Here is a 23928-nt window from a genome sequence, read left to right on the forward strand (position 1 = left end):
GTAAAATCTGTTATTAAAATTTTATTTTAAAAAATAGTAAATTTGTATGAAAGGATGTTTTACACCCCTTAACGAACTTAAGAGTATGACGAAAAATTGTAGGGGGAATTGTGCGTGAAAAAAGTGTTGAAGCTATTATTTGTTTTTACCTTTGTTAGTATTTTTTCACTTCAGGGAATCTGGGGCAACCCAGCAGAAGCAAGCGAAGGAGAGGAACCAGATATCCGGATTGGAGTTGTGCCTTCATCAGAGTCTTTGGTAGTCGGTTCGGTAGATAAGTTTGATGTTATTGATAAAGTTACAGGCGAGATCCTTTTAAGAGGAGATAATAATGAGAAAGTTAAGGTCGAGCTTGCAGGCTCATCTGTTGTAAAAACAAACTATCGATTACAGGTTTCCTATACAACAAGCAATGCGGCTGTTGCGGATTGGTTACACCTTGCAGAATCAAATGGTTATCCAACTTATGTTGAAGATTATAATAATGGTTGGCGTTTATTGATTGGAGAATTTCCCTCAGATGCATCATTTGCAGTAAGAGCTGCTTTTAAAAATGAAATTGTGGCAAAAGGTTTAGGGGGTAGTGATGCCTATTGGAGATTAATCACGACTGTTGAAGGCGAATCAACAATCAAAGTCTCAAAAGGAGAAACAGCCATTACAACAACAAATCCGATTCAAGTTGTTTCAGAGGATTTAGTGACGATTAACGGAAAAAAATATCGCGGAATTGCTGAGGTTGGTTTTAATAGTTCAGGGGCACTTGCGGGAATCAATGAACTTCCAATAGAGGAGTATTTATATGGTGTAGTTCCACGTGAACTGCCACCTGTACCATATGGTGAATTAGAGGCGCAAAAATCACAAGCCATTGCTGCTAGAACATATGCCTTATCAAACATGGGTAAAAGAGGTAAGGACGGGTATGATCTTCTTCCAACAACGTCTGACCAAGTGTATGGCGGTTTTGAGGATGAACATCCAATCTCAAATGATGCAGTTGATGGTACACGTGGGATTGTTGCAACTTACGAAGGGAAATTAATTACGGCTGTCTTTAACTCTACTAGTGGAGGTTTTTCAGCCAATAACGAAGATGTATGGAGTTCAGACCCTGTTCCATACTTAAGAGGTGTTCCAGATGCACAAAGAGGTAAGGCATTCGAGCACGTACCTACCCTTGAGGTCTTCAAAAATAATAGCAACTCCAAGTCATTACGTGCAGCAAGTGAAGGAGATTTTGAAGCAGATTGGTCTAAATACCACCGTTGGAATTTTGAATGGACAGCAGAAGAAATGAGCGATGTATTGAGTACATCCTTTAATACTGAGGTTGGTAAGGTATATGAAATTAACGTTTTAGAGCGCTCAAGTTCAGGTCGTGTGCTCAATATTGAGTTTGTTACGGAGAATGGTACATTTAATGAAACCAAAGATCGCATTCGAACAACTTTAAAATATATTAATGCAAGCGGCAACCAAGCTTCACTTTTAAGCACGCTGTTCCACATTGAGCCAGTTAAAGACAATAAATCAAAAGAAGTAACTGGTTTTAAAGTATACGGTGGCGGCTGGGGCCATGGTGTTGGCCTGTCGCAAACTGGTGCAGTCGGAATGGCTGAAAAAGGGGCAACCTTTGAGGAAATCCTCAAGCATTACTACCAAGGAATCGATATAGAGGATAGATACTAAGAAAGAAGACTCGTGCATGGGCACGAGTCTTTTTTTTATAATTTAAATGAACTTTTCAATGAAACAGTTCGGTTAAAGACTGGATGGTTATCTGTAGAGTGCGTCGGATCGACGTTAAAGTAACCATGTCTAAAGAATTGGAACTTGTCATGTGGCTTCACATCTTTCATGTTCGGCTCAACAAAACCATTTAAAATTTCAAGAGAGTTTGGATTGACGTAATCGAGGAATGTTTTATCCTCATCTTCCTCTTTTTCGTCTTCATCTAAAATAAGTGGTTCATACAAGCGGAATTCAGCAGGAATCGCTTGTGTTGCCTCAACCCAGTGAATGGTACCTTTTACCTTACGACCTGTAAAGCCTGTACCACTCTTTGTTTCAGGATCATACGTACAATGAAGCTCCACCACATTTCCTTCCTCATCCTTAATGACTTCTTCACATTTAATGAAATACGCGTGCTTTAGACGAACCTCATTGCCAGGGAAGAGACGGAAATACTTTTTCGGCGGATTTTCCATGAAATCCTCTTGCTCGATATAGATTTCCCGAGAGAATGGGATTTGTCTTGTTCCCATTTCCGGATTTTCAGGGTTAATTTCTGCATCCAGCATTTCCACTTGTCCTTCTGGATAGTTGGTGATAACTACCTTCAGCGGATTGATAACCCCCATTGTACGAGGTGCTTTAAGCTTTAAATCTTCACGAACGAAATGCTCAAGCATTTGTGTATCAACCGTTCCGTTGTTTTTCGCAACGCCTAGCTCACGCAAGAATGTACGGATTGCTTCAGGTGTATATCCTTTTCTTCTAAGCCCAGAAATGGTTGGCATGCGTGGGTCGTCCCATCCATCCACATAGCCTTCATCTACAAGAAGCTTTAGCTTACGCTTACTCATCACCGTATTTGTTAAATTGATACGGCCAAATTCAATTTGTTGAGGTGTACTTTCCATTTCACATTGCTCAACAACCCAATTATAAAAAGGACGTTGATCCTCAAACTCAATTGTACAAATGGAGTGAGTTACACCTTCAATTGCATCCTCAATCGGATGAGCAAAAGCATACAATGGATAGATGCACCATTTATCACCAGTATTATGATGAGTTGTATGAGAAATTCGGTAAATAACTGGGTCACGTAGATTAATGTTTGGTGACTTCATATCAATTTTTGCACGAAGCACTTTTTCACCATTTTCATACTTGCCAGCGCGCATGTTATCAAAGAGCTCAAGGTTTTCTTCGATTGTGCGATTGCGATATGGGCTTTCTTTTCCAGGCTCTGTTAAGGTTCCACGATACTCACGGATTTCATCTGCGCTTAAATCGTCGACATAGGCAAGGCCCTTTTTAATGAGTAAAACAGCCCGGTCGTACATTTCCTCAAAGTAATTCGATGCAAAAAATAAACCGTCCCAATCATATCCAAGCCATTTTACATCTTCTTTAATCGAGTTCACAAACTCAATGTCCTCTTTTAAAGGGTTTGTATCATCAAATCGTAGGTTTGTTCTACCTTTAAATTCATCCGCAAGGTCAAAATTTAGGATGATTGATTTAGCGTGCCCGATATGTAAATACCCATTAGGTTCAGGTGGGAAGCGGGTCACAACATGGTCGCGCTTTCCAGTTTCTAAATCGTCGATTATGATATTTCTAATAAAATTTGAAACGTTATTATTTTCCACGGCCATAACCTCTTTCGTTATCCTATACTGGGCGTTCAAAAAGTCTAGGTACAACTAATTGCTTCCTTTCCTTTTGAACGGTACTATAATTGATGAATATATCATAAAACCAGAATAATTTCCATTATTCTCATGTTTACCAAAGTTTAAGTTGATTATTAGGATGTCTTTCATATAAGCTTTACTGTATCTGAAATTATCAACTTTATTCACTGGGGTTTGAACCCCATTGAATAAAGTTGAAGCCTCCGGCGGATGCCACAGATTTTTAAAGGAAGTTTTTCGAGCGAGCTCGAATAAATCTGGGCGCAAATACGCCAAGGCGCATTTGAATTTATTGGAGCGAGGTTTTATGGAAAATAAAAATGAAATTATGGAGATCTGCCTGTTAGCGGGAAAAATCATGCTCGAGAGTGGGGCAGAAACGTATCGAGTAGAGGACACGATGAATCGTATGGCAGCAGCTTTTGGGAATGTAACGTCTCAAAGTTACGTAACACCAACAGGGATTATGTTCTCGACAAGCGGTACAGAACCTACTAATATAATACGAATTAATGAAAGGTCTACCGATTTAGAAAAGGTAACCCTAGTAAATAACATTTCGCGTAAAATTAGCAGCGGGGAATTAACGCTTCAAGAAGCAAAGCGTGAGTTAGAGGAGCTTTCAACAAAAAATCTGTCTTACCCGATTTGGATTCAGATTCTTTCAGCAGCCATAGCTAGCGGCTGCTTTACGATTATGTTCCTTGGGAGCTGGACCGATTTTTTACCAGCTTGTATCGCGGGAGGAGTGGGCTTTGCCTTTTTTATCTACCTTCATCAGCTGATTCGAATTAAGTTCTTCGCAGAATTTATGGCGTCATTTTTAATTGGAATGATTGCTTATCTGTTTATCGTAACTGGACTCGGGGTTGAGCTCGATAAAATTATTATCGGTTCTGTGATGCCACTTGTTCCTGGTTTATTGATTACAAATGCTGTTCGTGATTTAATTGCAGGACACCTTGTTTCGGGGATTTCAAAGGGGGCAGAAGCATTTCTAACCGCCTTTGCCATTGGAACGGGAGTAGCGGTGGTTCTCGCTATTTTCTAAGTTGAAAGGAGTTTAAAATGCTTTCCCATTTGATTACAAGCTTTATTGCTTCAAGTACATTTGGAATCATCTTCAATGTTCCGAAAAAGTCGCTTATTAAATGTGGATTTGTCGGAATGATTGGTTGGATGTTATATATCTATTTATTTCTACAAGGGATTGATGCGGTGTATGCGACGCTTGCTGCCTCTTTTTTGGTTGCTGTCATCAGCCATATCTTTGCAAAAGTCTATAAAAACCCAGTGATTATCTACAGCATCGTTGGAATCATCCCCTTAGTACCTGGTGGAATCTCATACGACGCAATGAGGAATTTTGTTGAAAATGACTATTCAACAGCACTACCACTAGCGGCAAGGGCATTCATGATCTCAGGCGCAATTGCCTTCGGACTTGTCTTATCCGAGGTGATGAATCAGTTGATTATAAGGAGAAAGAAGAGAGCTTAGTAGAGGCCTTCCGGATTAAATTCCAGGAGGCTTTTTATTTTGGATAGGTGTTGGCTTTTTGGCTAATATCGATAGCCTTGAGCCCCATCAAAAAGTTCATGAAATATAAAGGGATTTCAGCATATTCATAGAAAGTAAGGGTGTATAATCGTTTCGGTCATACAAACAACATCCTCAAATCGAAGGGAGACGCCTATGAGCAAAAACGATGGCATTTATAATGATTTATCGAAAGACATGACATATGGTGACTATCTTCAGCTAGATACATTACTCTCAAGCCAGCGCCGTCTTTCCGAGCATCATGATGAAATGCTTTTTATCATCATTCATCAAACGAGTGAGCTTTGGATGAAGCTTATCTTACATGAAATGAATGGAGCAAAAGCGTCTATTTTAAAAAACGACCTCGAACCGGCTTTTAAGATGCTATCAAGGGTCTCAAAAATTCAGCAGCAATTGATTCAATCCTGGGACGTTCTCTCCACATTAACTCCCTCTGAATATATGGAATTTAGGGGAGAGCTCGGAAAGTCGTCGGGGTTCCAATCCTATCAAAATCGGTTAATCGAGTTTGCACTTGGTCATAAAAAGCCGAATGTACTTGGGGTATATAAGCATCAACCTGAAATTTACAAAATGGTTGAAAGTGCGCTTCAAGAGAAAAGTATCTATGATGCAGCGATTTTAGCTCTTTCAAAGAGGGGCTTTAAAATTGATAAAACATGCCTCAAAAGGGATTGGACGGAGGATTACAAAGCAAACGAAAGTGTTGAACAGGCATGGCTGCAAGTCTATAAAAATGTTGAAAAGTATTGGGATTTTTACGAGCTGGCTGAGAAGTTAGTTGATATTGAATCCCACCAACAGAAATGGCGCTATAATCACATGATTACGGTTGAACGAATTATCGGATATAAAAGAGGAACTGGAGGCTCGGCAGGGGTTGAGTACTTAAAGCAGGTGATCAATCATCGGTTTTTCCCAGAGTTATGGAATATGCGGACAAAATTATAAAGGGGCTTAACGTAAAAATGGACATACAAATACAAGCCGTTTTAAAAGAGGAAGAAGATGTTTTACATAATCTTATGCAATTTTATATATATGAATTTACGAAGTATATGAGTGCTATAAGGATAAAAGATAATGGCCGTTTTGGTAGATTTAATCTGGATGTCTATTGGACCGACCGTAACCATCATGCTTATTTTGTAAAAGTGGATGGTTTACTTGCAGGATTTGTTTTACTGCAAAGTCAATCAGAGAAAGAACCCAATTCGATAGAAGAATTTTTTATCATGAGAGGTTATGAGGGAAAAGGTATTGGCTCCAATGTTGCCGAGCAAATCTTTTCAATGTTTCCTGGAAGGTGGTATGTGCAACAGTCGGAAAAGAATGAGCGTGCCCGGGCATTTTGGAGAACTATCATTTCAAAATGTACGAAGGGAAACTTCGAGGAACGATTTGATGAAAGAAACTGTTCGATTCAGGAGTTTACTCTAGAAGAAAAAAATAAGGAGTTCACCAAACGGTGAACTCCTTATTTGATCAAAAATTTCTCAAACGGCAAGTAATAAACGGGGTAATGTTCTAGCTGTTCAAAGCCGAGTTTCTTTGCAATTGCAATCGAGTCTTTGCGAAACGACTCCGTTGTCCAGTGAGGGGTTACATCCCGACTTATACATTCTTCGATAAAGGCCCTTGCCATTGCGGTTGCAAGTCCTTTGCCCCGGTGGTTTGTGTCATATGTGTTAATTCCAATTTCGTATTCATTCTCATATACAAAAACAGAGAGACAAGTTCCGATCACAGTTGATCCTTGAACAACGGCATAGCCAAATCCTTTTTGAAAAAATGAATCAAGGGATTCTCCCCAAAATTTTATAATTTCATTTTTAACAAGTTGGTCTCTATCTCCTTCAATTAGCTCCGGACTAATTGGTTTTACCTCATAACCTTCAGGCACACCTCTAGAATCACTAGCATTAAACCATTCTTTATGAAAAACAAACGGCACACGCTCACCTTTCAGAAGGGAAACTCTCGTAAAAATAGATTCAATAGATCCATCCCATTCATGGTTTGGGTAAATTTCAAGATTTAAAGTATCTTCTTCTGGGAGTGCCTCTAGGCGGATCACAGATGCAATATATTTTTCAAGTTCTGAATTAAACTCTTGATTATCAAGTCTTCCGCAAAGATAGAACATCTCATTTTTCGCCCAAATAAAGGCAGTATTAGGATTTCTCAGGTTGTCTACGTAAATCTCACCAGGATTATTACCATCAATCACTCCATTCATGACGGGGTGGTTTTCTAATCCAGTGAGGAGTGGTTTCACATTATTAAAGGTAACGGCATCGAGCTTAATAATCATTTTCTTCACGACCTTTTATCGATTCAGGTGTCTATTTGGATCCTGTTAATACAAATATTCACCAATTCAATTAAAATTTCCTTTTGTCTCTGAAAGTTTTGTGTACAATAAAGAGGATGAAATGTAATGGAGGAAATGACATGATTACGATGAAGGAAATTGCGAAGCTGGCTAATGTGTCTAGTGCAACTGTTTCACGCGTGCTGAACAACTCAGGATATGTGAGTGATGATGTTCGCAAACGAATCTTAAAAATTATAGATGAAACAGGTTATATTCCCAGTGAGCATGCAAAGGCATTACGGACAAAGCAATCCAATGTCATAGGTGTCATTTTACCAAAATTAAGCACGGAGACAGCTAGTAGAATTGTGAGTGGAATCAGCGAAGAACTAGCTAAACATGGATATCAAATTCTATTAACCAATACAAATCTGGATCCGAAAAAAGAAATCGAGTATGTGAAACTTTTAAAAAGCAAACAGGTTGATGGCATCATTCTTCTTGCGACAAACCGAAGTGAGGCGCTCCTTAAGGAAATTGAAAAATTTCGGATTCCCTTTGTGGCGACTGGACAGGAATTCGAGGGGATACCATCCGTTATTAACAATAATCACGGTGCTGCAAAAGATATCACCAACCTCTTGATTAATAAGGGGCACACTAAAATTGCCTTTATCGGTGTAGACGAGTCAGATTATGAGGTAGGATACAAGCGTAAAGCGGGATATTTGGATGCGTTAGAGGAAAACCAATTACCTGTTTTAGACCAGTGGATTCAAAAAGGGGAGTTTACGATTGAGTCAGGCTATTTGATGGCAAAAGAGATTATTGAATCTTCTACTGAGAAACCAACTGCAATTGTCGCTGTTACGGATCGATTAGCCATTGGAGCTATGGAATACCTGAAAGAACAAGGTTTACAGGTTCCAAAGGATGTGGCTCTAACAGGTATGGGTGCGTCCGATTTATCAAAATATATCACCCCTAAATTAACAACGGTTGACCTATTAAGTGAGCATACGGGAGCAGAAGCAGCGAAGACATTACTACAGATATTGCAGGAAGGGATTTCCTTAGAAAAAAAACAAATCGACTATAGACTAATAATTAGAGATAGTATATAATCGGTTTTGTAATGATTGTGTAATCGATTACACATGAACCATTATATTTTTTTGAGTGATGTGTAATCGATTACCTATATTTGTGATGTATATGTAATCGATTACACCAAAACACTATTTAATAGAGGTGAAAGTAATGTCAGAAAATCGTCGAATTGCTGAAGAAATCATTGAAGCAGTTGGTGGTAAAGAAAACATCCTTTCTGCCGCACACTGTGCGACAAGATTACGAATTATGGTTCAAGATAAGGAAAAAATCGACCAAGAAAAGGTTGAAAATGTAGAAAAGGTAAAAGGGGCGTTTTTTAACTCCGGTCAATTCCAAGTCATCTTGGGTACAGGAACAGTAAATCGTATTTATGAAGAAGTCGAGAAACTTGGAATTGAAACATCAACGAAAGCTGACCAATCAAAAGAGGCAGCGAAAAGTGGAAATGCCTTTCAACGAGCTATAAGAGCATTCGGTGACGTGTTCGTTCCAATCATTCCAGCATTAGTTGCAACAGGTCTTTTCATGGGTGTACGAGGCTTAGTGATGCAGGAACAAATCCTTGCATGGTTTGGTTTAACAACTACAAGTATCCCAGAAAACTTCATTTTATTTACACAAATTTTAACGGATACTGCCTTTATTTTCTTACCTGCCCTAGTAGCATGGTCAACCTTCCGCGTGTTTGGTGGAAACCCAACTATCGGACTCATACTTGGATTAATGTTAGTTAGTCCATCATTGCCAAACGCATGGGGAGTTGCAGGTGGTGAAGTTGAACCACTGAAATTCTTTGGATTTATCCCAGTGGTTGGTTATCAAGGTTCCGTGATCCCAGCATTTATCACAGGTATTGTTGGTGCAAAGCTTGAAAAATGGATTCGTAAACGTGTACCAGAAGCATTGGATCTAATTGTAACGCCGTTTTTAACATTACTAATCATGATTGCTTTAGCACTCTTTGCAATTGGACCTGTATTCCACACAGTTGAAAACCTGATTTTAGACGCAACGGTAGCGGTACTTGAGTGGCCATTTGGATTAGCGGGTATTGTTATTGGAGCTTTAAACCAAATCATCGTTATTACAGGTGTCCATCACGTCTTTAACTTATTAGAAATACAACTACTTGAAAACTTCGGAAATAATCCTTATAACGCGATTGTTACTTGTGCAACTGCGGCACAAGGTGGAGCGGCTTTAGCTGTAGGATTAAAAACAAAATCAAAAAAATTAAAAGCTTTAGCACTACCATCATCATTATCGGCATTTTTAGGAATCACAGAACCAGCTATTTTCGGGATTAACCTTCGATATGGAAAACCGTTTATTATGGGAATTATCGGTGGTGGAGTAGGTGGTTTCTTTGCCTCAATCTTTGGACTAAAAGCAACAGGGATGGCAATCACTGTAATTCCTGGAACACTGCTTTATCTAAATGGACAAATTTTGCTCTATATTCTCGTGAACGTAATCGCAATAGCGGTAGCATTCATTCTTACTTGGATGTTCGGGTATTCAGATAAAATGCAAGAAGGCAAGTAATGACTTGCCTTCTTTACGTAAGGAGTTCATCATGAATCAACAAGAATTAATAAACAAGGCCAATCAAGAAGTTGAGCGAAACAGAGAAATGGTAGAAAGTGATCCATATCGTTTACGATTTCATTTAATGCCTCCGGTTGGTTTGTTAAATGATCCAAATGGGTTTATTCAATTTAAGGGAATTTACCACTTATTTTATCAGTGGAACCCTTTTGAAACGTCCCACGGTGCGAAATTTTGGGGACATTTTACCTCGAAGGATTTCATAAACTGGGAGCATCAGCCAATTGCTCTAGCTCCAAGCGAATGGTATGAGAAAAATGGCTGTTATTCAGGAAGTGCCATTGAGCATGAAGGAAAAATGGTGTTATTTTATACAGGGAATGTGAAAGATGAAAATGGGGACCGTGAGACCTATCAATGTATGGCGGTTTCACAGGACGGGATTACGTTTGAGAAAAAGGGTCCAGTCATTCATCTCCCAGAAGGCTACACCGCCCATTTTCGTGACCCAAAGGTATGGAACAAGGATAATACGTGGTATATGGTGCTTGGAGCACAAGACGTTGACGAGCAAGGGAAGGTTGTTCTTTATTCTTCTGCAGACCTAAAGAATTGGGAGTTACTTGGTCCAATAACGGGTTCGTTTATGAATCAGTTAGGACCATTCGGTTATATGTGGGAATGCCCAGATTTGTTCGAGTTAGACGGGAAGGATGTTCTGCTTGTTTCACCTCAAGGGCTTGACCCAGAGGGAGACTTATATCAGAACTTATTCCAAGCGGGTTTTTTTGTTGGTGAGTTAGATTATGAAAAAGCTTCTTACCAGCATAGCTCTTTTACTGAATTAGATCGCGGCTTTGATTTCTATGCCCCGCAAACAACCGTTGATGAAAAAGGAAGAAGACTCCTTTTTGCATGGATGGGTATTACGGATGATTATGAAAAATATCAACCGACCATTGAAAAAGGTTGGATCCATGCGATGACCCTGCCACGTGTTCTTATGCGTAAAGGAGAAAAAGTTATTCAGCAGCCTGTGGAAGAGTTGCAGCAGTTACGTAAAAATGAAGTGACTTATAATGAGATTCAACTCACAACATCAAATGTTACCCTCGAAGGGATAAAAGGTGAAGCGGTTGAGCTCCTTCTTGATGAAATGAATTACGAAGGGGATACCTTTGAAATTAACTTTCGAGGTGGAGCAAGGTTCGTATATTCTCTGAAAGTAGGAAAAATGAGCCTACACCGCGAAAACTTTAAGGATGGAAGTATCGAATCACGCCATTGTATGATTGATGCGGTGAAGAAACTACATGTGTTTATAGATACTTCTTCGATTGAGATTTTTGTGAATGATGGGGAAGAAGTGTTTACCGCAAGATATTATCCCGACGCTGCGGATCATTCGATAACATTTTCAGCAGATGGGATGGTACAGTTTGATTTGAAGAAATGGGATTTGGGCTGAGGTACATGATCGGTGGGAAAAGGGTGGAAGCGTGTCCTGAGAGAGAGGTCTTGTAGTACATGCTAGGCGCTAAAAAGCTCAAGCGTGTCCCGCAAGAATGGTTTCGCGGTACATGCTCAACGTCAAAAGGCTCAAGCGTGTCCCGCAAGAATGAGTTCACGGTACATGCTCGACGCCAAAAGACTCAAGCGTGTACTTTTAGCTACTAAAAATAAGTCTAAACGAAAGAAAGTGAAGCAATGAAACAGGGTGTTATTTGTTTAGGTGAAGCATTAATCGATTTCATTCCACTTGACCAAGACAATATGCAGTTTCTCAAGAGTCCTGGAGGTGCGCCGGCGAATGTTGCGGTAGGTACAGCAAGACTAGGTGCAAAGTCGTCCTTCATTGGGAAAGTTGGGGATGATGTTCTTGGCAATTTTTTAAAAGAAACCTTGGAGAACTATAATGTTCAAACGGAAACGATGTACCTTTCAAATGAAGTTCGTACAGCCATTACGTTTGTTACATTGGGAGAAGACGGTGAGCGAGAGTTTTCGTTTTATATTGAAAAAAGTGCAGACCGCTTTTTAACTCCTGAAGAGATACCAGCGTCTCTTTTTGACGAGCATAATGTGTTCCACTTTGGTTCAATTTCTCTCATTGATGACCCAGCGGAGTCGGCGACGAAGAGGGCACTCCAACTGGCGAAGGAAAAAGATTTAGTCGTTTCTTACGATCCAAACTTCAGGCCAATGCTATGGAAGGATTTAGACACAGCGAAACAGAAAATCACTTCAATGCTCAGTGAGGCGGATGTCGTGAAATTATCAGAGGTTGAATTAGAGTTTATTACCGGTGAGACGGATATTGAACGTGGTGTTACAAAACTAGCACAATACAATATTCCACTTTTGTTCATCACACTTGGTAAGGATGGAGTGCATGCTTTTTTTAAGGGTGAGTCCATTTTTGTGGAAGCAAGAAAGGTAAAAAGCGTGGATACAACAGGTGCAGGAGATGCGTTTGTGTCGGGATTACTGTACCAGTTCAGCCACAGGGATAAAAAGATAACGGAATATACGCTAGACGAAATCAAGGAAATGGCTATTTTTGCTAGTGTATCCGGTGCGCTTGCTGTCTCGCAAAAAGGAGCAATGACCGCATTGCCGACACTTGAGCAGGTACAATCATTTTTAGCTAAAAAATGAGGTGGATCCACTTTTTAATTGCGTTTTAATCAACGATAATTGCGTTTTATTTTTTGGATATACGTTTTATTTGTGGTAATTGCGTTTATAGCCGTACTCAAACTCAAAAAAGGTGGATCCCAACCTGGGAATCCACCTTTTCTCTTACAATGATTTCTCTAATTCAAACCAGTATATACATAGCGTTTCCAGCCCTTTGTCAAAGTTCTCGAGGTGGAAGTGCTCATTTGGTGCATGGAAGTTTTCAGTTGGAAGTCCGAATCCCATTAACACAATTGGTGCGTGTAAGACTTTATCTAGGGTTGAGATAATCGGCAATGTACCGCCGCCGCGTGTAAATGAGGTTGGCACCTTATATACTTGCTCATAAGCACGACTTGCTGCTTGAATCGCAGGGTGGTCAAATGGTGTCACATATGGTGCACCTTTGTCAAAAAGCTGCAAGCTCACTTCAATTCCAACCGGTTTATTTTTTTCAATATGTTGTTTAAGTTGTTCGACAATCACATCAGGATCTTGATTTGGGACAAGTCGACATGTGATTTTTGCATGTGCCTCTGAAGGGATAACGGTTTTGATACCTTCACCCTGGAACCCGCCGTAGATTCCGTTTATATCAAGAGTAGGGCGGACCCATGTTCTCTCAAGATAGCTATGGCCCTTCTCTCCAAAAAGAGCAGGGACACCAAGCTCTTGACGTTGTTTTTCCTCATCAAAATTTAAATCCTCAAATGCTTGTTTTTCTTCCTCTGTTATCGGTAGAACGTCATCGTAGAACCCTTCAACAGTAATTTTTCCGTCTTCGTTATGGAAAGAATCTAGTAATTGAACAAGAGCATTAATAGGATTATGTACGCCACCACCATAGAGGCCAGAATGTAGGTCGCTTTTTGCACCTTTTACATCAATTTGAAGGCCAGCAAGTCCTCGTACTCCATAGCTAATTGTCGGTTTTCCGCGTTCATTCATACTAGTATCAGAGACTACAATAACATCTGCAGCAAGAAGCTCTTTGTTTTCTTCAACAAATGCAGGAAGATTCGGACTTCCGATTTCCTCTTCACCTTCAATACAAAATTTGAAGTTGAGTGGCAGTTTTCCTTCCGTTTTTAAAATAGTTTCCAATGCCTTGAGATGAATAAATGTTTGACCTTTGTCATCGCTTGCTCCACGTGCATAGATTTTATCATCGCGAATTTCTGGCTCAAATGGAGGGCTGTCCCATAAATGAAGTGGGTCAACTGGCTGAACATCATAGTGTCCGTAAATCAAAACAGTTGGCTTTCCTTCCGCATGAAGCCAGTCCCCATATACAACTGGATGTCCTTCAGTAGGGTGAACGCTGACATTATTCATGCCAATGTTTCGTAGGCTCTGAGCAACCCATTCTGCAGTCGCGTTTACATCTTCTTTGTGATCAGGTAATGCACTGATGCTAGGGATTGAAAGGAATTTGGAAAGTTCCTCTAAATGGGAGTCCCGGTTTTTTTTTAGATAGGTTTGGATGTTCTTGTTCAAAGTTGTTTCCTCCTCTTTTGATGTGTAATAGACAACTCTATTACATTATTTTACATCAATTAAATGAGTAGGGAAATAATTTAGAATTTTATTAACTAAAACAAAAGAACTAAAATTCTATTTCATAAAATGATACAAAAGTCTGAAGGTAAATTTCAATAATGTAAAGAAATAGAGTCTATAACTAAAATTTCTTTTCAATACACAAAGGGGCAGATTTAAAAACAATAGGGGAGTGGGGAAGTATATGCTGATTAGAAAGGCACGTAAGTTTTTAGGAGTTATGGTCATGATTGTTCTTGTAACAAGTCTTTTTTCACAGGTTGGACAAGCTTCAGCAGCTGAAGAAGAAAGATCATGGAAAGATTACACAGAAAAAATTATGGCGAAGGATAAAGAGAATGGAACCTTAGAACTAGAGCTTCAGGGTACCTTTAAGCTTGCGAAAAATTATGATGTTACTCTAAAAGGGGAAAACAGAGTGTACCAAAAAGCTCTTGCGGATGTAAGAGTTGGTGCGGAAAATGTAACCGTTCGAGTGAATCACAAAAATGAAATTACGAAAATTTTTATCGATGGACCGACTCCAATTGAAACAATGAGGGTTGGGATTATGACATCAGGGTTCGCATCTGTTGACCACGATACAATTGTGTTAAGTTCTCAAGCGGGACTAGAAATTGTGGATAAAGTTGGAGAGGAAGCCTTCACAATTCCAGCAAATGAGAAAGTAACCTTCACACCTTCTGAAAACGAAATCACATTAACGAGTGCGACTGGAGAGGTTTTATATACAACTCCGAACAGACTTTATGCTTTTACTGAAGAGGGAAGTAAAATTAAAGTTGAAAATATTACACGAGCAGGTGGAGACCAGTCCTACCGTGGGTTCTTTGAAGTAACGACATCTAATGCAGGAGATCAATTGAATTTAATCAATGAAGTTGATTTTGAGCAATACTTATATCAAGTGGTTCCGAGTGAAATGCCTGCCTATTTTGGCGTAAATGCACTAAAGGCACAGGCAGTAGCGGCTAGAACCTATGCTATAGGCGATTACTTAAGTGACCGTTTTGCAAAGGACGGATTTTTTGTATTAGACAGTGTCATGAGCCAGGTATATAACAATATTGCTGAAAATGATGCAACCACACAGGCTGTAAATGAAACAAAGGGAATTATTATGTTAGGTGAAGATGGAAGTTTAGTAGATGCACGATACTATTCAACCTCAGGGGGCTATGGTGCTTCTAAACATCAGGTATGGGCTGAAGCGGATGGCACATTCCCGAGTAAGGTTTTACCTTACTTAATTGCTCAGAGTCATACATTTGATCCAAATGATCCTAGTAAAATACTAGAAATTGATACGCAAAGTGAAGAAGAGATTCTCGCATTCTATAAAACATTATCCCATACGGGGTACGATGGAAATTCACCATGGTTTAGATGGAAGACGAGTCTATCTAAGGAAGAGTTAGAGAATACAATTAACGCTAACATTGTGAGTAGACAAGCAGCAGACCCTAAATTTGTGTTAACTCAAAATGAAGCGGGTGAGTTTGTAAGCCAGCCAATCCCTGCAGAAGGAATTGGAGAGTTCGTTAATATGTACGTTGCGAAGCGTGGTGACGGTGGAAATATCATGGAATTAGTCATCGAAGGTACAACAGGAACGTACAAAATCATAAAAGAGTACAATATTCGTTTCACAATCAGACCATCTAATGCATTTACAAAAGGAGATACAGTTGTGTTGCATCGTGCTGTTGCAGGTAACTCAGATTACACGGGCACACTTGACAACTACACAATCCTTCCATCAGCATTCTTTGGTTTTGAACTGGATGAAGAAAAGGGTGTAACTTTTTATGGAGGTGGAAATGGGCATGGAGTTGGTATGAGTCAATATGGCGCATACTATCTTGGAACTACTTTAGGATATGACTTTGATAGAATCCTAACATCCTATTATCCAAACATGTCTCTCCAGAATACATCTGTATTAACTCAAGAATAAAATGCATGAAACTGCTATCCAAAAAAGGGTGGCAGTTTTTGTCGTTAAAATAATATTTTAATTAAACATAAAATATATTGAAATATTATTTCTAATACGTATAATTAAAGTAACGACCAATTGAAAATTGGGGGATATGAATCATGTATGTTATGGGGATTGATGGAGGCGGGACGAAAACAAAAGGGGTCATTGCCGATGAATTTGGGAATGTCTTTGCAGAGGCATTGGTTGGGGCGACTAATCAAAATGGGGCTGACCATCATAGCATTGAAAAAGAGTTAGAGACCTTGTTTTCTTCCTTAAAAAGTCAACATAAAGAAGCATTTGAAAATCTTCATACGATCTTTGCTGGGGTAGCAGGCGTTGACCGCCCAGAGGCAAAGAAGATTATGGAGGGTATTCTAGTAAAACTCGCTCCATCACAGGCCAGGGTCATCATTGACAATGACGGGGTGAATGCTCTGTATTCTGGAACACTCGGGGCGCCGGGAATTGTCCAGATTTGCGGAACTGGTTCAATCACTTTTGGAGTGAACGATAAAGGTGAGCGAAAACGTGTTGGCGGTTGGGGGTATTTAATTGATGATGAAGGCAGTAGCTACGAACTTGGCAGGGAAGCATTACATTCCATTTTTAAGTCCTATGACAATCGAGGTCCTAAGACGGTATTAACGGAAACGATCGTCCAGCATTTTCATATAACTGATCCTTCAGATTTAATTTCCGTAGTATATGGGGCTAAGCATCCACGAGAGATAATTGCACCATTAAGTAAGTATGTTACAGAGGCTGCTGACCAAGATGATGAAGTGGCAAAGGAACTAATCCGAGAATCGGGAGCTAAAATTGCAAGCTCGATCCATCATTTGTACAATCAGCTTTTTCCATCGAATGAAAGGGAAGTTCCAGTGGTGCTTGTAGGTGGCTTATTTACACGAAGTGATTTGTTTGTCCCTATTATTGAAGGGTTTTTGAAACATATTCAACTCCCAATCACACTTGTCAAACCTCTTATTGAACCTGTAGGTGGAGCGGTGGCTGCGGCACTTTATCACGCGGGAGGGAAACCTGATAAGAAATTTGTAGAAAAAATAAATGAAACAATAGTACAATAGTTTGATATTTTAGTTGAATTTTTATTTTAAAAATTTAAAATATTTGCTATAATATGTTCAAATGGAAAAAATAGTAATGCGACTGACGGGGGAACCGTAATGAAATATATACAGTTGGATGAGGAATGGGAATCACAAATCGTCAATCTTTGGAATCGTGAGCTTGGTTCTGATTTTCCGATGAGGGAAGAGCTTTTTAAACAAAATAGCACTCAAGATCCTCATGTACTTCTATCAGGTTCGTATCTTGCAGTAACCGAACAGAATAAACTCATTGGTTTTGTTATCACAAAATGTATCCAGGATAAAAAGGAGACACTTCTTAATCAAGATGTCGGGTGGATTCAAGTGTTGCTTGTTGACTCAGCGTTTCGTGAAAAAGGAATTGGAAGCGTTTTAGTAGAGAACGCTGAAAAAGCGCTACAAAAACAAGGCTGTAAAACAATTTACCTTGGGTGTGACCCCGCACATTATTTTCCTGGAGTTCCACTCAGATTTGAGAATACAAAAAAATGGTTTGAAAAAAGAGGGTACCAAGCTTCTGGGATTGTCTCGGACTTGAATAGGACCTGTACACCTGATGAACAATTTGGGTTTCGTAAACCTATGGATATCGAGGTGTCCCTAGCAGAGGATAAGGATGAACTTCTTTCCTTCCTACATTGTTGTTTCCCTGGTAGATGGGAATATGAAGCAAAGCAATATTTCAATAACGGTGGAACGGGAAGGGAATTTGTTGTATTTCGAAAAGAAAAAAGGATTATTGGCTTCTGCCGGATTAACGATTCCAAGTCACCAATTATCGGCCCGAATGTATATTGGGCGCCTTTGTTCGAAGATGAAGTGGGTGGTGTTGGGCCACTTGGGATTGATAAGAATGAAAGAAAAAATGGGTATGGGCTAGCGATTGTAGAGGCGGGTATCTCTTTTCTAAGAGAAAGGCATATAGATAACATCATTATTGATTGGACAGGATTACTAGACTTTTATAAAAAGATAGATTTCAAGGTTTGGAAACAATATCAGCAATATAGTAAACATATTTAGTCCTTTCTAATGAAAGAAAAAGAAACCAGATAGGTTGGAAAGGCGTGGCGAAATTGAAGGTTAATATAACATCATTAACAACAGAGCAACGAAATCAACGCTCCTTAAATATCGATCAACTTACGACATCCCAAATTATTGGGCTGATGAATGAGGAAGATGAAACAGTTTCAAAGGCTGTTCGAAAAGTTCTTCCTCAAATTGATAAAGCAATTGAGGCAATCTATGCAACTTTAAAACAAAATGGAAGACTTTTTTATATAGGTGCCGGAACGAGTGGCAGACTTGGCGTTTTAGATGCAGCTGAATGTCCTCCTACATTTTGTACACCTCCGGAAATGGTTCAGGCCATCATGGCTGGTGGCGAATCAGCGATGTTTACAGCTGTTGAAGGCGCTGAGGATGACCTTGATGGTGGTGCGAAGGATTTAGAAAAAAGAGGCTTTACGAAGAATGATATTTTAGTAGGCATTGCGGCAAGTGGCCGTACTCCTTATGTGATTGGTGCCTTAAAATATGCTCAAAATCTCGGAGCCATTACGGTTTCGTTAGCCTGCAACGAGAATGCAGAAATCAGTAAATATGCGCATCATAGTATTGAGGTAATTGTGGGACCTGAAATTTTATCAGGGTCAACTCGGTTAAAGTCTGCAACCGCTCAAAAAATGATCTTAAATATGTTGTCAACAACCGCGATGATTAAGCTTGGTAAAGTATATGGAAACTTAATGGTCGATCTTCATGCTAGCAATTTAAAGCTCATTGAGCGAGCGAGAAGAATTGTCATGGATGTGACAGGAATTACGTATCAGGAAGCCGAAGTCATACTCAATCAAACAAATCAAAAAGTAAAACCCGCAATTGTGATGGCATTAGCAGGTGTCTCATTGGAAAAGGCGAGCGAAGTAATTGATAGGGCGAATGGATTTACAAGAAAGGCGATTGAGTTAGCGAACGAAGGGAAGTGACTTGAGATGAGGGAGAAGGTATTAGCTTTCCTACAGCAGGAAATTGACCAACAGCATATCCCAGGTGCTGTCATTCACATCTCATTTCAAAAACAAACGATCCTCCAAGAGGCAATTGGAAATCGAGTCGTATATCCGAAAAAGGAACCGATGAAGCTTACAACCATTTTTGATCTTGCTTCTTTGACAAAGGTGGTTGCCACCCTGCCCTCTATTTTATTACTTGTAGAGGCAGGGAAACTGCACCTTGATGATAAGGTTTCCTATTTTCTACCGGAGTTTGCACGGCACGGAAAGTCGAATATTACACTTAAAGATTTACTCACACACAGTTCCGGTTTACCGGCACATCGTGAGTATTTTAAAGAGTCTTTAAATACAGATCAGATTATTGAACGAATTTTTGAAGAAAAATTAGTTGCGAATTCGGGTGAAAAAGTCATCTATAGTGACTTAGGTTTCATCCTTATCTATAAGATTATTAAAATAGTAACAGAAGAAGATTTTCAGAGCTTTGTACATCGAGCGTTATTTGAAAAATTGGAGATGAGCGAAACTAGCTTTCTTCCAAACGTTGAGAGGGAAAGATTTGCAGCAACGGAATACAGTGAAACTTTACAAGATTATAAGCATGGGATTGTTCATGATGACAACACGGAAATCATGGGTGGCATAAGTGGTCATGCGGGTTTGTTTTCCACCATCTCTGATCTCGCAAATTATGCTTCCATGATTGAAAATAATGGGGTATTTCAAGGAAAAAGAATTCTATCAGAGCAGTCAATACACATCACAAAGCAAAATTTTACCCCTTACAGCAATGAATATAGAGGGTTAGGCTGGATCTTGAAAAGCCCTGTGTTCTCGAGCTGCGGCGACCTATTTTCTAGTTCTGCCTACGGTCACACTGGGTTTACAGGAACAAGCATCTGGTTTGACCCCGATGTTCAGTTACATGTCATCCTGCTGACGAATCGTGTTCACTTTGGAAGGAAGGATCCAATTCTGAGGCTAAGGCCGAGGTTACATAATTTGATTGCAGCACATTTTCCGAGGGGGTAATGAGGTGTCTGAAAAAATCCATTTAATGATTGTTGGCGCTCACTGTGGAGACGGAGAAATTCAAGCAGGAGCCATCGCCCATAAATATGCAAAAGCAGGACATGAGGTTACCTTTCTTCATCTAACAGCAGGAGAAAAAGGCACACCGCCCCATCTAAGCGTAGAGGAGTATCGTATTCAAAAAATAAACGAAGCCGAAAAAGCAGCTGAAATATTGGGTGCAAAAAGCATTACTCTTTCCTATAAGGATGCGGAACTGAAAGAGGATGAGGAAACAATAACCGAAATTGCCACGATTTTTAGAAGACTAAAACCAACGCTGGTTATTACCCATTGGGAAAAAAGCATGCATCCCGATCATGCCCTTTGTCCACGACTTGTTCAGGCGGCATGGCTAAAGGCAGCATTGCCGGGCTTTGATTTAGATGGGCTTCCGCCTCACTCGCTTCGAAGAATGCTTCATAGTGAGAATTGGGAGGACATGGAGGAGTATGTTCCGGATATTTATGTAGATGTAACAGATGAATTTGACACGTATTTAGAGGCATTATCACAATACTGGTTTATTATGAATTCTGCTGATTTCAGGTATTACGACTATTATAAAGCACTTGGAACAATGAGAGGATGCTTAAACCGTACGACGTACGCTCAAACTCTTAAGTTTCCGGTTGGCGCTAATGTTCGAAAAGGGTCAAGTATACCTGGCTTTGAATTATAGATGTGGAGGTGAGCCTTATGAATCAAGCAGAACTAAGAAGGAAAGTTGGCCAACTAATGGTTGTGGGCTTTAAAGGAATAACAGCCTCCGATGAAATAAAAGAGTTAATTCGCGAGCATCATGTCGGTGGAGTCATTCTCTTTGGCCGAAATATTGGCACACCAGAAGAAATTCTTTCGTTAACGACGGAGCTTCAACAAGTGGCGGAGGATGCTGGGCATGAGCACCCACTCTTAATCTGTATTGATCAAGAAAATGGGGTTGTTCGTAGATTAGGAGAAGGTACAACAATATTTCCTGGGGCCATGCTTTTAGGGGCAACAGGCAATCCAGACAACGCCTATGAGGTAGGTGTTGCGACAGGTAATGAGCTCAAGGCACTAGGAATCAACTGGAATCTAGCACCAGTACTGGATGTGAACAATAACCCTGAAAATCCAGTCATTGGCGTAAGGTCCTTTGGTGAGTCAGCCGAAAAAGTTTCTGAGTTTGGAAGAATGGCAATGAAGGGGATGCAGGAAGCTGGCGTCATCACAACGTTAAAACATTTCCCAGGTCATGGAGATACAAATGTCGATTCCCACTTAGACCTACCTGTGATTACACACGATATCGAACGTTTGGAAGAGATTGAGTTAAAACCTTTTGTTGACAGCATAGAGGCTGGTGCGGATACGGTTATGTCGGCCCATGTCTATTTTCCAGCAATTGAAGATACCCCAGGTGTCCCTGCGACATTGTCGCGTAAAGTCATCACGGGCCTTCTCCGAGAAAAGCTTGGCTTTGATGGAGTAGTAACAACAGATTGTATGGAAATGAATGCAATTGCCAATACCATCGGCACCGCAAAAGGTGGGGTAGAAGCGATAAAAGCAGGTGTTGACCTCATTATGGTTTCTCATCTTCACCATCTTCAAAAGGAAACGATTGATGCAATTGTGGCTGCAGTGGAATCTGGAGAAATCGATGAAGCCCAGATTGAAGAAGCAGTAGCAAGAGTAACGAGATTAAAAGAAAAGTATTGTAGTTGGAAAGAAATCGGCTCAGACGAGGTACCATCATTTGTTGGTGGGAAAGAGCATCAACAGCTTGCGCATGACATTTATAAGCAAGGAATAACGATTGTAAAAAACAATGGTATTTTGCCATTAAAGAATAAACGTGTGCTAGTGGTTTACTCGGAAAATAAATATACGATGCAGGTTGAGGATAGACGCTATTCCTCGATGTATCTTGGTGAAACAATCAAAGAGATTGATGATACTGCGGAAATAGTTGAACTATCAAACCCGGCAACAGATGAAGAAATCCAAAGAGTAGCCGCAAAAGCTCAACAATTTGAAGCGGTTATTGTGGGAACCCTGACTGTTCAAGAAGGTGACGCACAAACAAAGCTAGTGAAGGCATTGTCAGATACGGGGGTACCGGTCATCGTCATTGCGACAAGAAGTCCGTATGATTTGGCATACTTACCAGAGATTCAAGCCTACCTTTGCACATATGAATTTCCTTACCCAGCTTTGAATATGGCGGCAAAAGCCATTTATGGACGTGAACAGGTAACAGGGATATTGCCGGTTACTATTCCTCAGGTAAGGGAGCGGTTGAAATGAGTCAAAAGGTAGTTGTGGGTTTAATGTCGGGTACATCTTTAGATGGTATTGATGCAGCTTTAGTTACTATTTCTGAAGATGAACATCAAAAAATCCAGGTGAAACTGATTCATTTTTCAACACTTTCTTATTCAGAAACCATGCGTGAAAGAATCTTGACATTATGTGACCCGAGTAAAGCTCGGCTTGAGGATATTTCTATAACAAATATGCTACTAGGTGAGTTGTTTGCTGAAGCAGCGAAAAAGGTTGTAGCTCAAGCGGGTCTTGAGATGAAAGATGTGGACCTGATTAGCTCCCATGGTCAGACGATTTTTCATCAGCCTGAAGGTAAGCAGATAGAAGACTATACGATTACTTCAACCTTACAAATTGGGGATATTGCTGTAATTGCAGAACGAACTGGTGTTAAGACGGTTGGGGATTTCCGGACTCGTGATATGGCAGTGGGTGGCCAAGGTGCGCCATTAGTTCCATATGCTGATGACCTATTATTTAGAGCGGATTCGAATGGTAGAATCTTAGCCAATATTGGCGGAATCGCAAATGTAACCGTTTTACCCCCAACAGAGAGTCATGAACAAGTGCTTGCATTTGATACTGGCCCAGGAAACATGCTGATTGATGCCTTTACAATGTGGGCAACGAATGGAAAACAAACCTATGATAAAAATGGAGAAATAGCAGCAGCTGGTAAGGTAGATGAACAATGGCTTAAGGAGCTTTTAGATCATGACTACTACCGTTTACCGGCACCAAAGAGTACAGGTCGAGAGCTATTTGGATTCGATTATGCAAAAGAACTTTGGAATGCAAAAGCCGATTTAGGATCAGAGGATAAGGTAGCTACTATTACCGAGCTGACAGCACGAACAATTGTTGAAGAGTGTAAGAGATTTATAGATTCTTATAATATCCAAGAGATTTTTATAAGCGGTGGGGGTTGGTACAATCAAACACTACGAAAGAGATTGCAAGCTAATCTGCCTCCGTCAATCAAATTAGGAAGTACAGATGAGCTGGGCATACAGGCTGATGCTAAGGAAGCCATTGTATTCGCATTACTAGGCTACCAATGCATCAACAAACGACCAAATAATCTTCCATCGGCAACAGGAGCAAGCGCCCCGGTTATTATGGGGAAAATTGCTCTGGTATAAAAAATAGAATTTGAAGGGGGGCGAGGGCAAGAGCTACAAATATAGTGTTCTGTTGGTACTGGAAAAAA

General features: G+C 40.1%; 20 protein-coding genes. 17 read left to right on the plus strand and 3 right to left on the minus strand.

Annotation, left to right across the window (positions count from 1 at the left end):
• Positions 1-114 precede the first annotated feature (114 nt).
• On the plus strand, positions 115-1692 hold the full coding sequence (locus CKK03_RS01165; RefSeq protein WP_180271109.1) for a SpoIID/LytB domain-containing protein: 1578 nt from the start codon (positions 115-117) through the stop codon (positions 1690-1692).
• Between the two features lie 35 nt (positions 1693-1727).
• Here CKK03_RS01165 and CKK03_RS01170 read toward each other — a convergent pair whose 3' ends face one another.
• On the minus strand, positions 1728-3392 hold the full coding sequence (locus tag CKK03_RS01170; RefSeq protein WP_245863949.1) for a glutamine--tRNA ligase/YqeY domain fusion protein: 1665 nt from the start codon (positions 3390-3392) through the stop codon (positions 1728-1730).
• A gap of 346 nt (positions 3393-3738) precedes the next feature.
• Here CKK03_RS01170 and CKK03_RS01175 point away from each other — a divergent pair, with 346 nt between their 5' ends.
• The 4 genes from CKK03_RS01175 to CKK03_RS01190 all read left to right on the plus strand — a co-directional run bounded on the left by CKK03_RS01175 (position 3739) and on the right by CKK03_RS01190 (position 6469).
• Positions 3739-4482, plus strand: a complete 744-nt coding sequence (locus CKK03_RS01175) for a threonine/serine exporter family protein (protein ID WP_099360807.1) — start codon at positions 3739-3741, stop codon at positions 4480-4482.
• Between the two features lie 17 nt (positions 4483-4499).
• On the plus strand, positions 4500-4931 hold the full coding sequence (locus CKK03_RS01180; RefSeq protein WP_099360808.1) for a threonine/serine exporter family protein: 432 nt from the start codon (positions 4500-4502) through the stop codon (positions 4929-4931).
• Between the two features lie 195 nt (positions 4932-5126).
• Positions 5127-5948 carry a tryptophan 2,3-dioxygenase gene (kynA, locus tag CKK03_RS01185; RefSeq protein ID WP_099360809.1) on the plus strand — a complete coding sequence of 274 codons (822 nt, stop codon included), beginning with the start codon at positions 5127-5129 and terminating at the stop codon, positions 5946-5948.
• 17 nt (positions 5949-5965) lie between these two features.
• Entirely contained in the window at positions 5966-6469 is a 504-nt protein-coding gene (locus tag CKK03_RS01190) for a GNAT family N-acetyltransferase (RefSeq protein ID WP_180271110.1), read from the plus strand.
• A 5-nt stretch (positions 6470-6474) separates the two neighbouring features.
• Here the strand turns inward: CKK03_RS01190 and CKK03_RS01195 are convergent, their stop codons facing one another.
• Entirely contained in the window at positions 6475-7311 is an 837-nt protein-coding gene (locus CKK03_RS01195; RefSeq protein ID WP_099360811.1) for a GNAT family N-acetyltransferase, read from the minus strand.
• 140 nt (positions 7312-7451) lie between these two features.
• Here CKK03_RS01195 and CKK03_RS01200 point away from each other — a divergent pair, with 140 nt between their 5' ends.
• The 4 genes from CKK03_RS01200 (at position 7452) to CKK03_RS01215 (ending at position 12633) form a co-directional block, all read left to right on the plus strand.
• A complete protein-coding gene (locus CKK03_RS01200) occupies positions 7452-8438 on the plus strand; it encodes a LacI family DNA-binding transcriptional regulator (RefSeq protein ID WP_099360812.1) in 987 nt (328 codons plus the stop codon).
• A gap of 136 nt (positions 8439-8574) precedes the next feature.
• Positions 8575-9972: a sucrose-specific PTS transporter subunit IIBC gene (locus CKK03_RS01205; protein WP_099360813.1), complete on the plus strand. Its 1398-nt coding sequence runs from the start codon at positions 8575-8577 to the stop codon at positions 9970-9972.
• Positions 9973-10003: 31 nt separating this feature from the next.
• Positions 10004-11443 (plus strand): glycoside hydrolase family 32 protein, encoded by a 1440-nt coding sequence (locus CKK03_RS01210; RefSeq protein WP_099360814.1) that lies wholly within the window; start codon positions 10004-10006, stop codon positions 11441-11443.
• Between the two features lie 239 nt (positions 11444-11682).
• Positions 11683-12633: a carbohydrate kinase family protein gene (locus CKK03_RS01215; RefSeq protein WP_099360815.1), complete on the plus strand. Its 951-nt coding sequence runs from the start codon at positions 11683-11685 to the stop codon at positions 12631-12633.
• 144 nt (positions 12634-12777) lie between these two features.
• On the opposite strand, the gene CKK03_RS01220 is transcribed toward CKK03_RS01215, so the two are convergent.
• Positions 12778-14151: a dipeptidase gene (locus CKK03_RS01220; protein WP_099360816.1), complete on the minus strand. Its 1374-nt coding sequence runs from the start codon at positions 14149-14151 to the stop codon at positions 12778-12780.
• Between the two features lie 247 nt (positions 14152-14398).
• Between CKK03_RS01220 and CKK03_RS01225 the strand changes: the two genes are divergently transcribed.
• The 8 genes from CKK03_RS01225 (at position 14399) to CKK03_RS01260 (ending at position 23860) form a co-directional block, all read left to right on the plus strand.
• Entirely contained in the window at positions 14399-16171 is a 1773-nt protein-coding gene (locus CKK03_RS01225) for a SpoIID/LytB domain-containing protein (RefSeq protein ID WP_099360817.1), read from the plus strand.
• Positions 16172-16314: 143 nt separating this feature from the next.
• Entirely contained in the window at positions 16315-17289 is a 975-nt protein-coding gene (locus CKK03_RS01230) for an N-acetylglucosamine kinase (protein WP_099360818.1), read from the plus strand.
• Between the two features lie 99 nt (positions 17290-17388).
• A complete protein-coding gene (locus tag CKK03_RS01235; protein ID WP_099360819.1) occupies positions 17389-18336 on the plus strand; it encodes a GNAT family N-acetyltransferase in 948 nt (315 codons plus the stop codon).
• Positions 18337-18380: 44 nt separating this feature from the next.
• A complete protein-coding gene (gene murQ, locus CKK03_RS01240; protein WP_099360820.1) occupies positions 18381-19304 on the plus strand; it encodes an N-acetylmuramic acid 6-phosphate etherase in 924 nt (307 codons plus the stop codon).
• A 6-nt stretch (positions 19305-19310) separates the two neighbouring features.
• On the plus strand, positions 19311-20366 hold the full coding sequence (locus CKK03_RS01245; RefSeq protein ID WP_099360821.1) for a serine hydrolase domain-containing protein: 1056 nt from the start codon (positions 19311-19313) through the stop codon (positions 20364-20366).
• A gap of 4 nt (positions 20367-20370) precedes the next feature.
• The gene (locus CKK03_RS01250; protein ID WP_099360822.1) at positions 20371-21087 is read left to right on the plus strand and encodes a PIG-L deacetylase family protein; all 717 of its coding nucleotides are present in this window, start codon (positions 20371-20373) and stop codon (positions 21085-21087) included.
• A 17-nt stretch (positions 21088-21104) separates the two neighbouring features.
• Positions 21105-22700 carry a beta-N-acetylhexosaminidase gene (nagZ, locus tag CKK03_RS01255; protein ID WP_099360823.1) on the plus strand — a complete coding sequence of 532 codons (1596 nt, stop codon included), beginning with the start codon at positions 21105-21107 and terminating at the stop codon, positions 22698-22700.
• Entirely contained in the window at positions 22697-23860 is a 1164-nt protein-coding gene (locus tag CKK03_RS01260; RefSeq protein WP_099360824.1) for an anhydro-N-acetylmuramic acid kinase, read from the plus strand. Before nagZ ends, CKK03_RS01260 begins: the two co-directional genes overlap by 4 nt.
• Positions 23861-23928 lie beyond the last annotated feature (68 nt).

It is taken from the genome of Fredinandcohnia onubensis (genome assembly GCF_002734215.1).
Lineage (GTDB): Bacteria > Bacillota > Bacilli > Bacillales > Bacillaceae_L > Ferdinandcohnia > Ferdinandcohnia onubensis.

What these genes read in the sequence shown, in the direction of transcription:
- CKK03_RS01175 (WP_099360807.1), top strand. Translation starts at nt 3,739, where the DNA reads ATGGAAAATAAAAATGAAATTATGGAGATCTGCCTGTTAGCGGGAAAA.
- CKK03_RS01235 (WP_099360819.1), top strand. Translation starts at nt 17,389, where the DNA reads ATGAAATATATACAGTTGGATGAGGAATGGGAATCACAAATCGTCAAT.
- CKK03_RS01190 (WP_180271110.1), top strand. Translation starts at nt 5,966, where the DNA reads ATGGACATACAAATACAAGCCGTTTTAAAAGAGGAAGAAGATGTTTTA.
- CKK03_RS01200 (WP_099360812.1), top strand. Translation starts at nt 7,452, where the DNA reads ATGATTACGATGAAGGAAATTGCGAAGCTGGCTAATGTGTCTAGTGCA.
- CKK03_RS01215 (WP_099360815.1), top strand. Translation starts at nt 11,683, where the DNA reads ATGAAACAGGGTGTTATTTGTTTAGGTGAAGCATTAATCGATTTCATT.
- nagZ (WP_099360823.1), top strand. Translation starts at nt 21,105, where the DNA reads ATGAATCAAGCAGAACTAAGAAGGAAAGTTGGCCAACTAATGGTTGTG.
- CKK03_RS01225 (WP_099360817.1), top strand. Translation starts at nt 14,399, where the DNA reads ATGCTGATTAGAAAGGCACGTAAGTTTTTAGGAGTTATGGTCATGATT.
- CKK03_RS01180 (WP_099360808.1), top strand. Translation starts at nt 4,500, where the DNA reads ATGCTTTCCCATTTGATTACAAGCTTTATTGCTTCAAGTACATTTGGA.
- CKK03_RS01230 (WP_099360818.1), top strand. Translation starts at nt 16,315, where the DNA reads ATGTATGTTATGGGGATTGATGGAGGCGGGACGAAAACAAAAGGGGTC.
- kynA (WP_099360809.1), top strand. Translation starts at nt 5,127, where the DNA reads ATGAGCAAAAACGATGGCATTTATAATGATTTATCGAAAGACATGACA.
- CKK03_RS01210 (WP_099360814.1), top strand. Translation starts at nt 10,004, where the DNA reads ATGAATCAACAAGAATTAATAAACAAGGCCAATCAAGAAGTTGAGCGA.
- CKK03_RS01195 (WP_099360811.1), bottom strand. Translation starts at nt 7,311, where the DNA reads ATGATTATTAAGCTCGATGCCGTTACCTTTAATAATGTGAAACCACTC.
- CKK03_RS01260 (WP_099360824.1), top strand. Translation starts at nt 22,697, where the DNA reads ATGAGTCAAAAGGTAGTTGTGGGTTTAATGTCGGGTACATCTTTAGAT.
- CKK03_RS01170 (WP_245863949.1), bottom strand. Translation starts at nt 3,392, where the DNA reads ATGGCCGTGGAAAATAATAACGTTTCAAATTTTATTAGAAATATCATA.
- CKK03_RS01205 (WP_099360813.1), top strand. Translation starts at nt 8,575, where the DNA reads ATGTCAGAAAATCGTCGAATTGCTGAAGAAATCATTGAAGCAGTTGGT.
- CKK03_RS01245 (WP_099360821.1), top strand. Translation starts at nt 19,311, where the DNA reads ATGAGGGAGAAGGTATTAGCTTTCCTACAGCAGGAAATTGACCAACAG.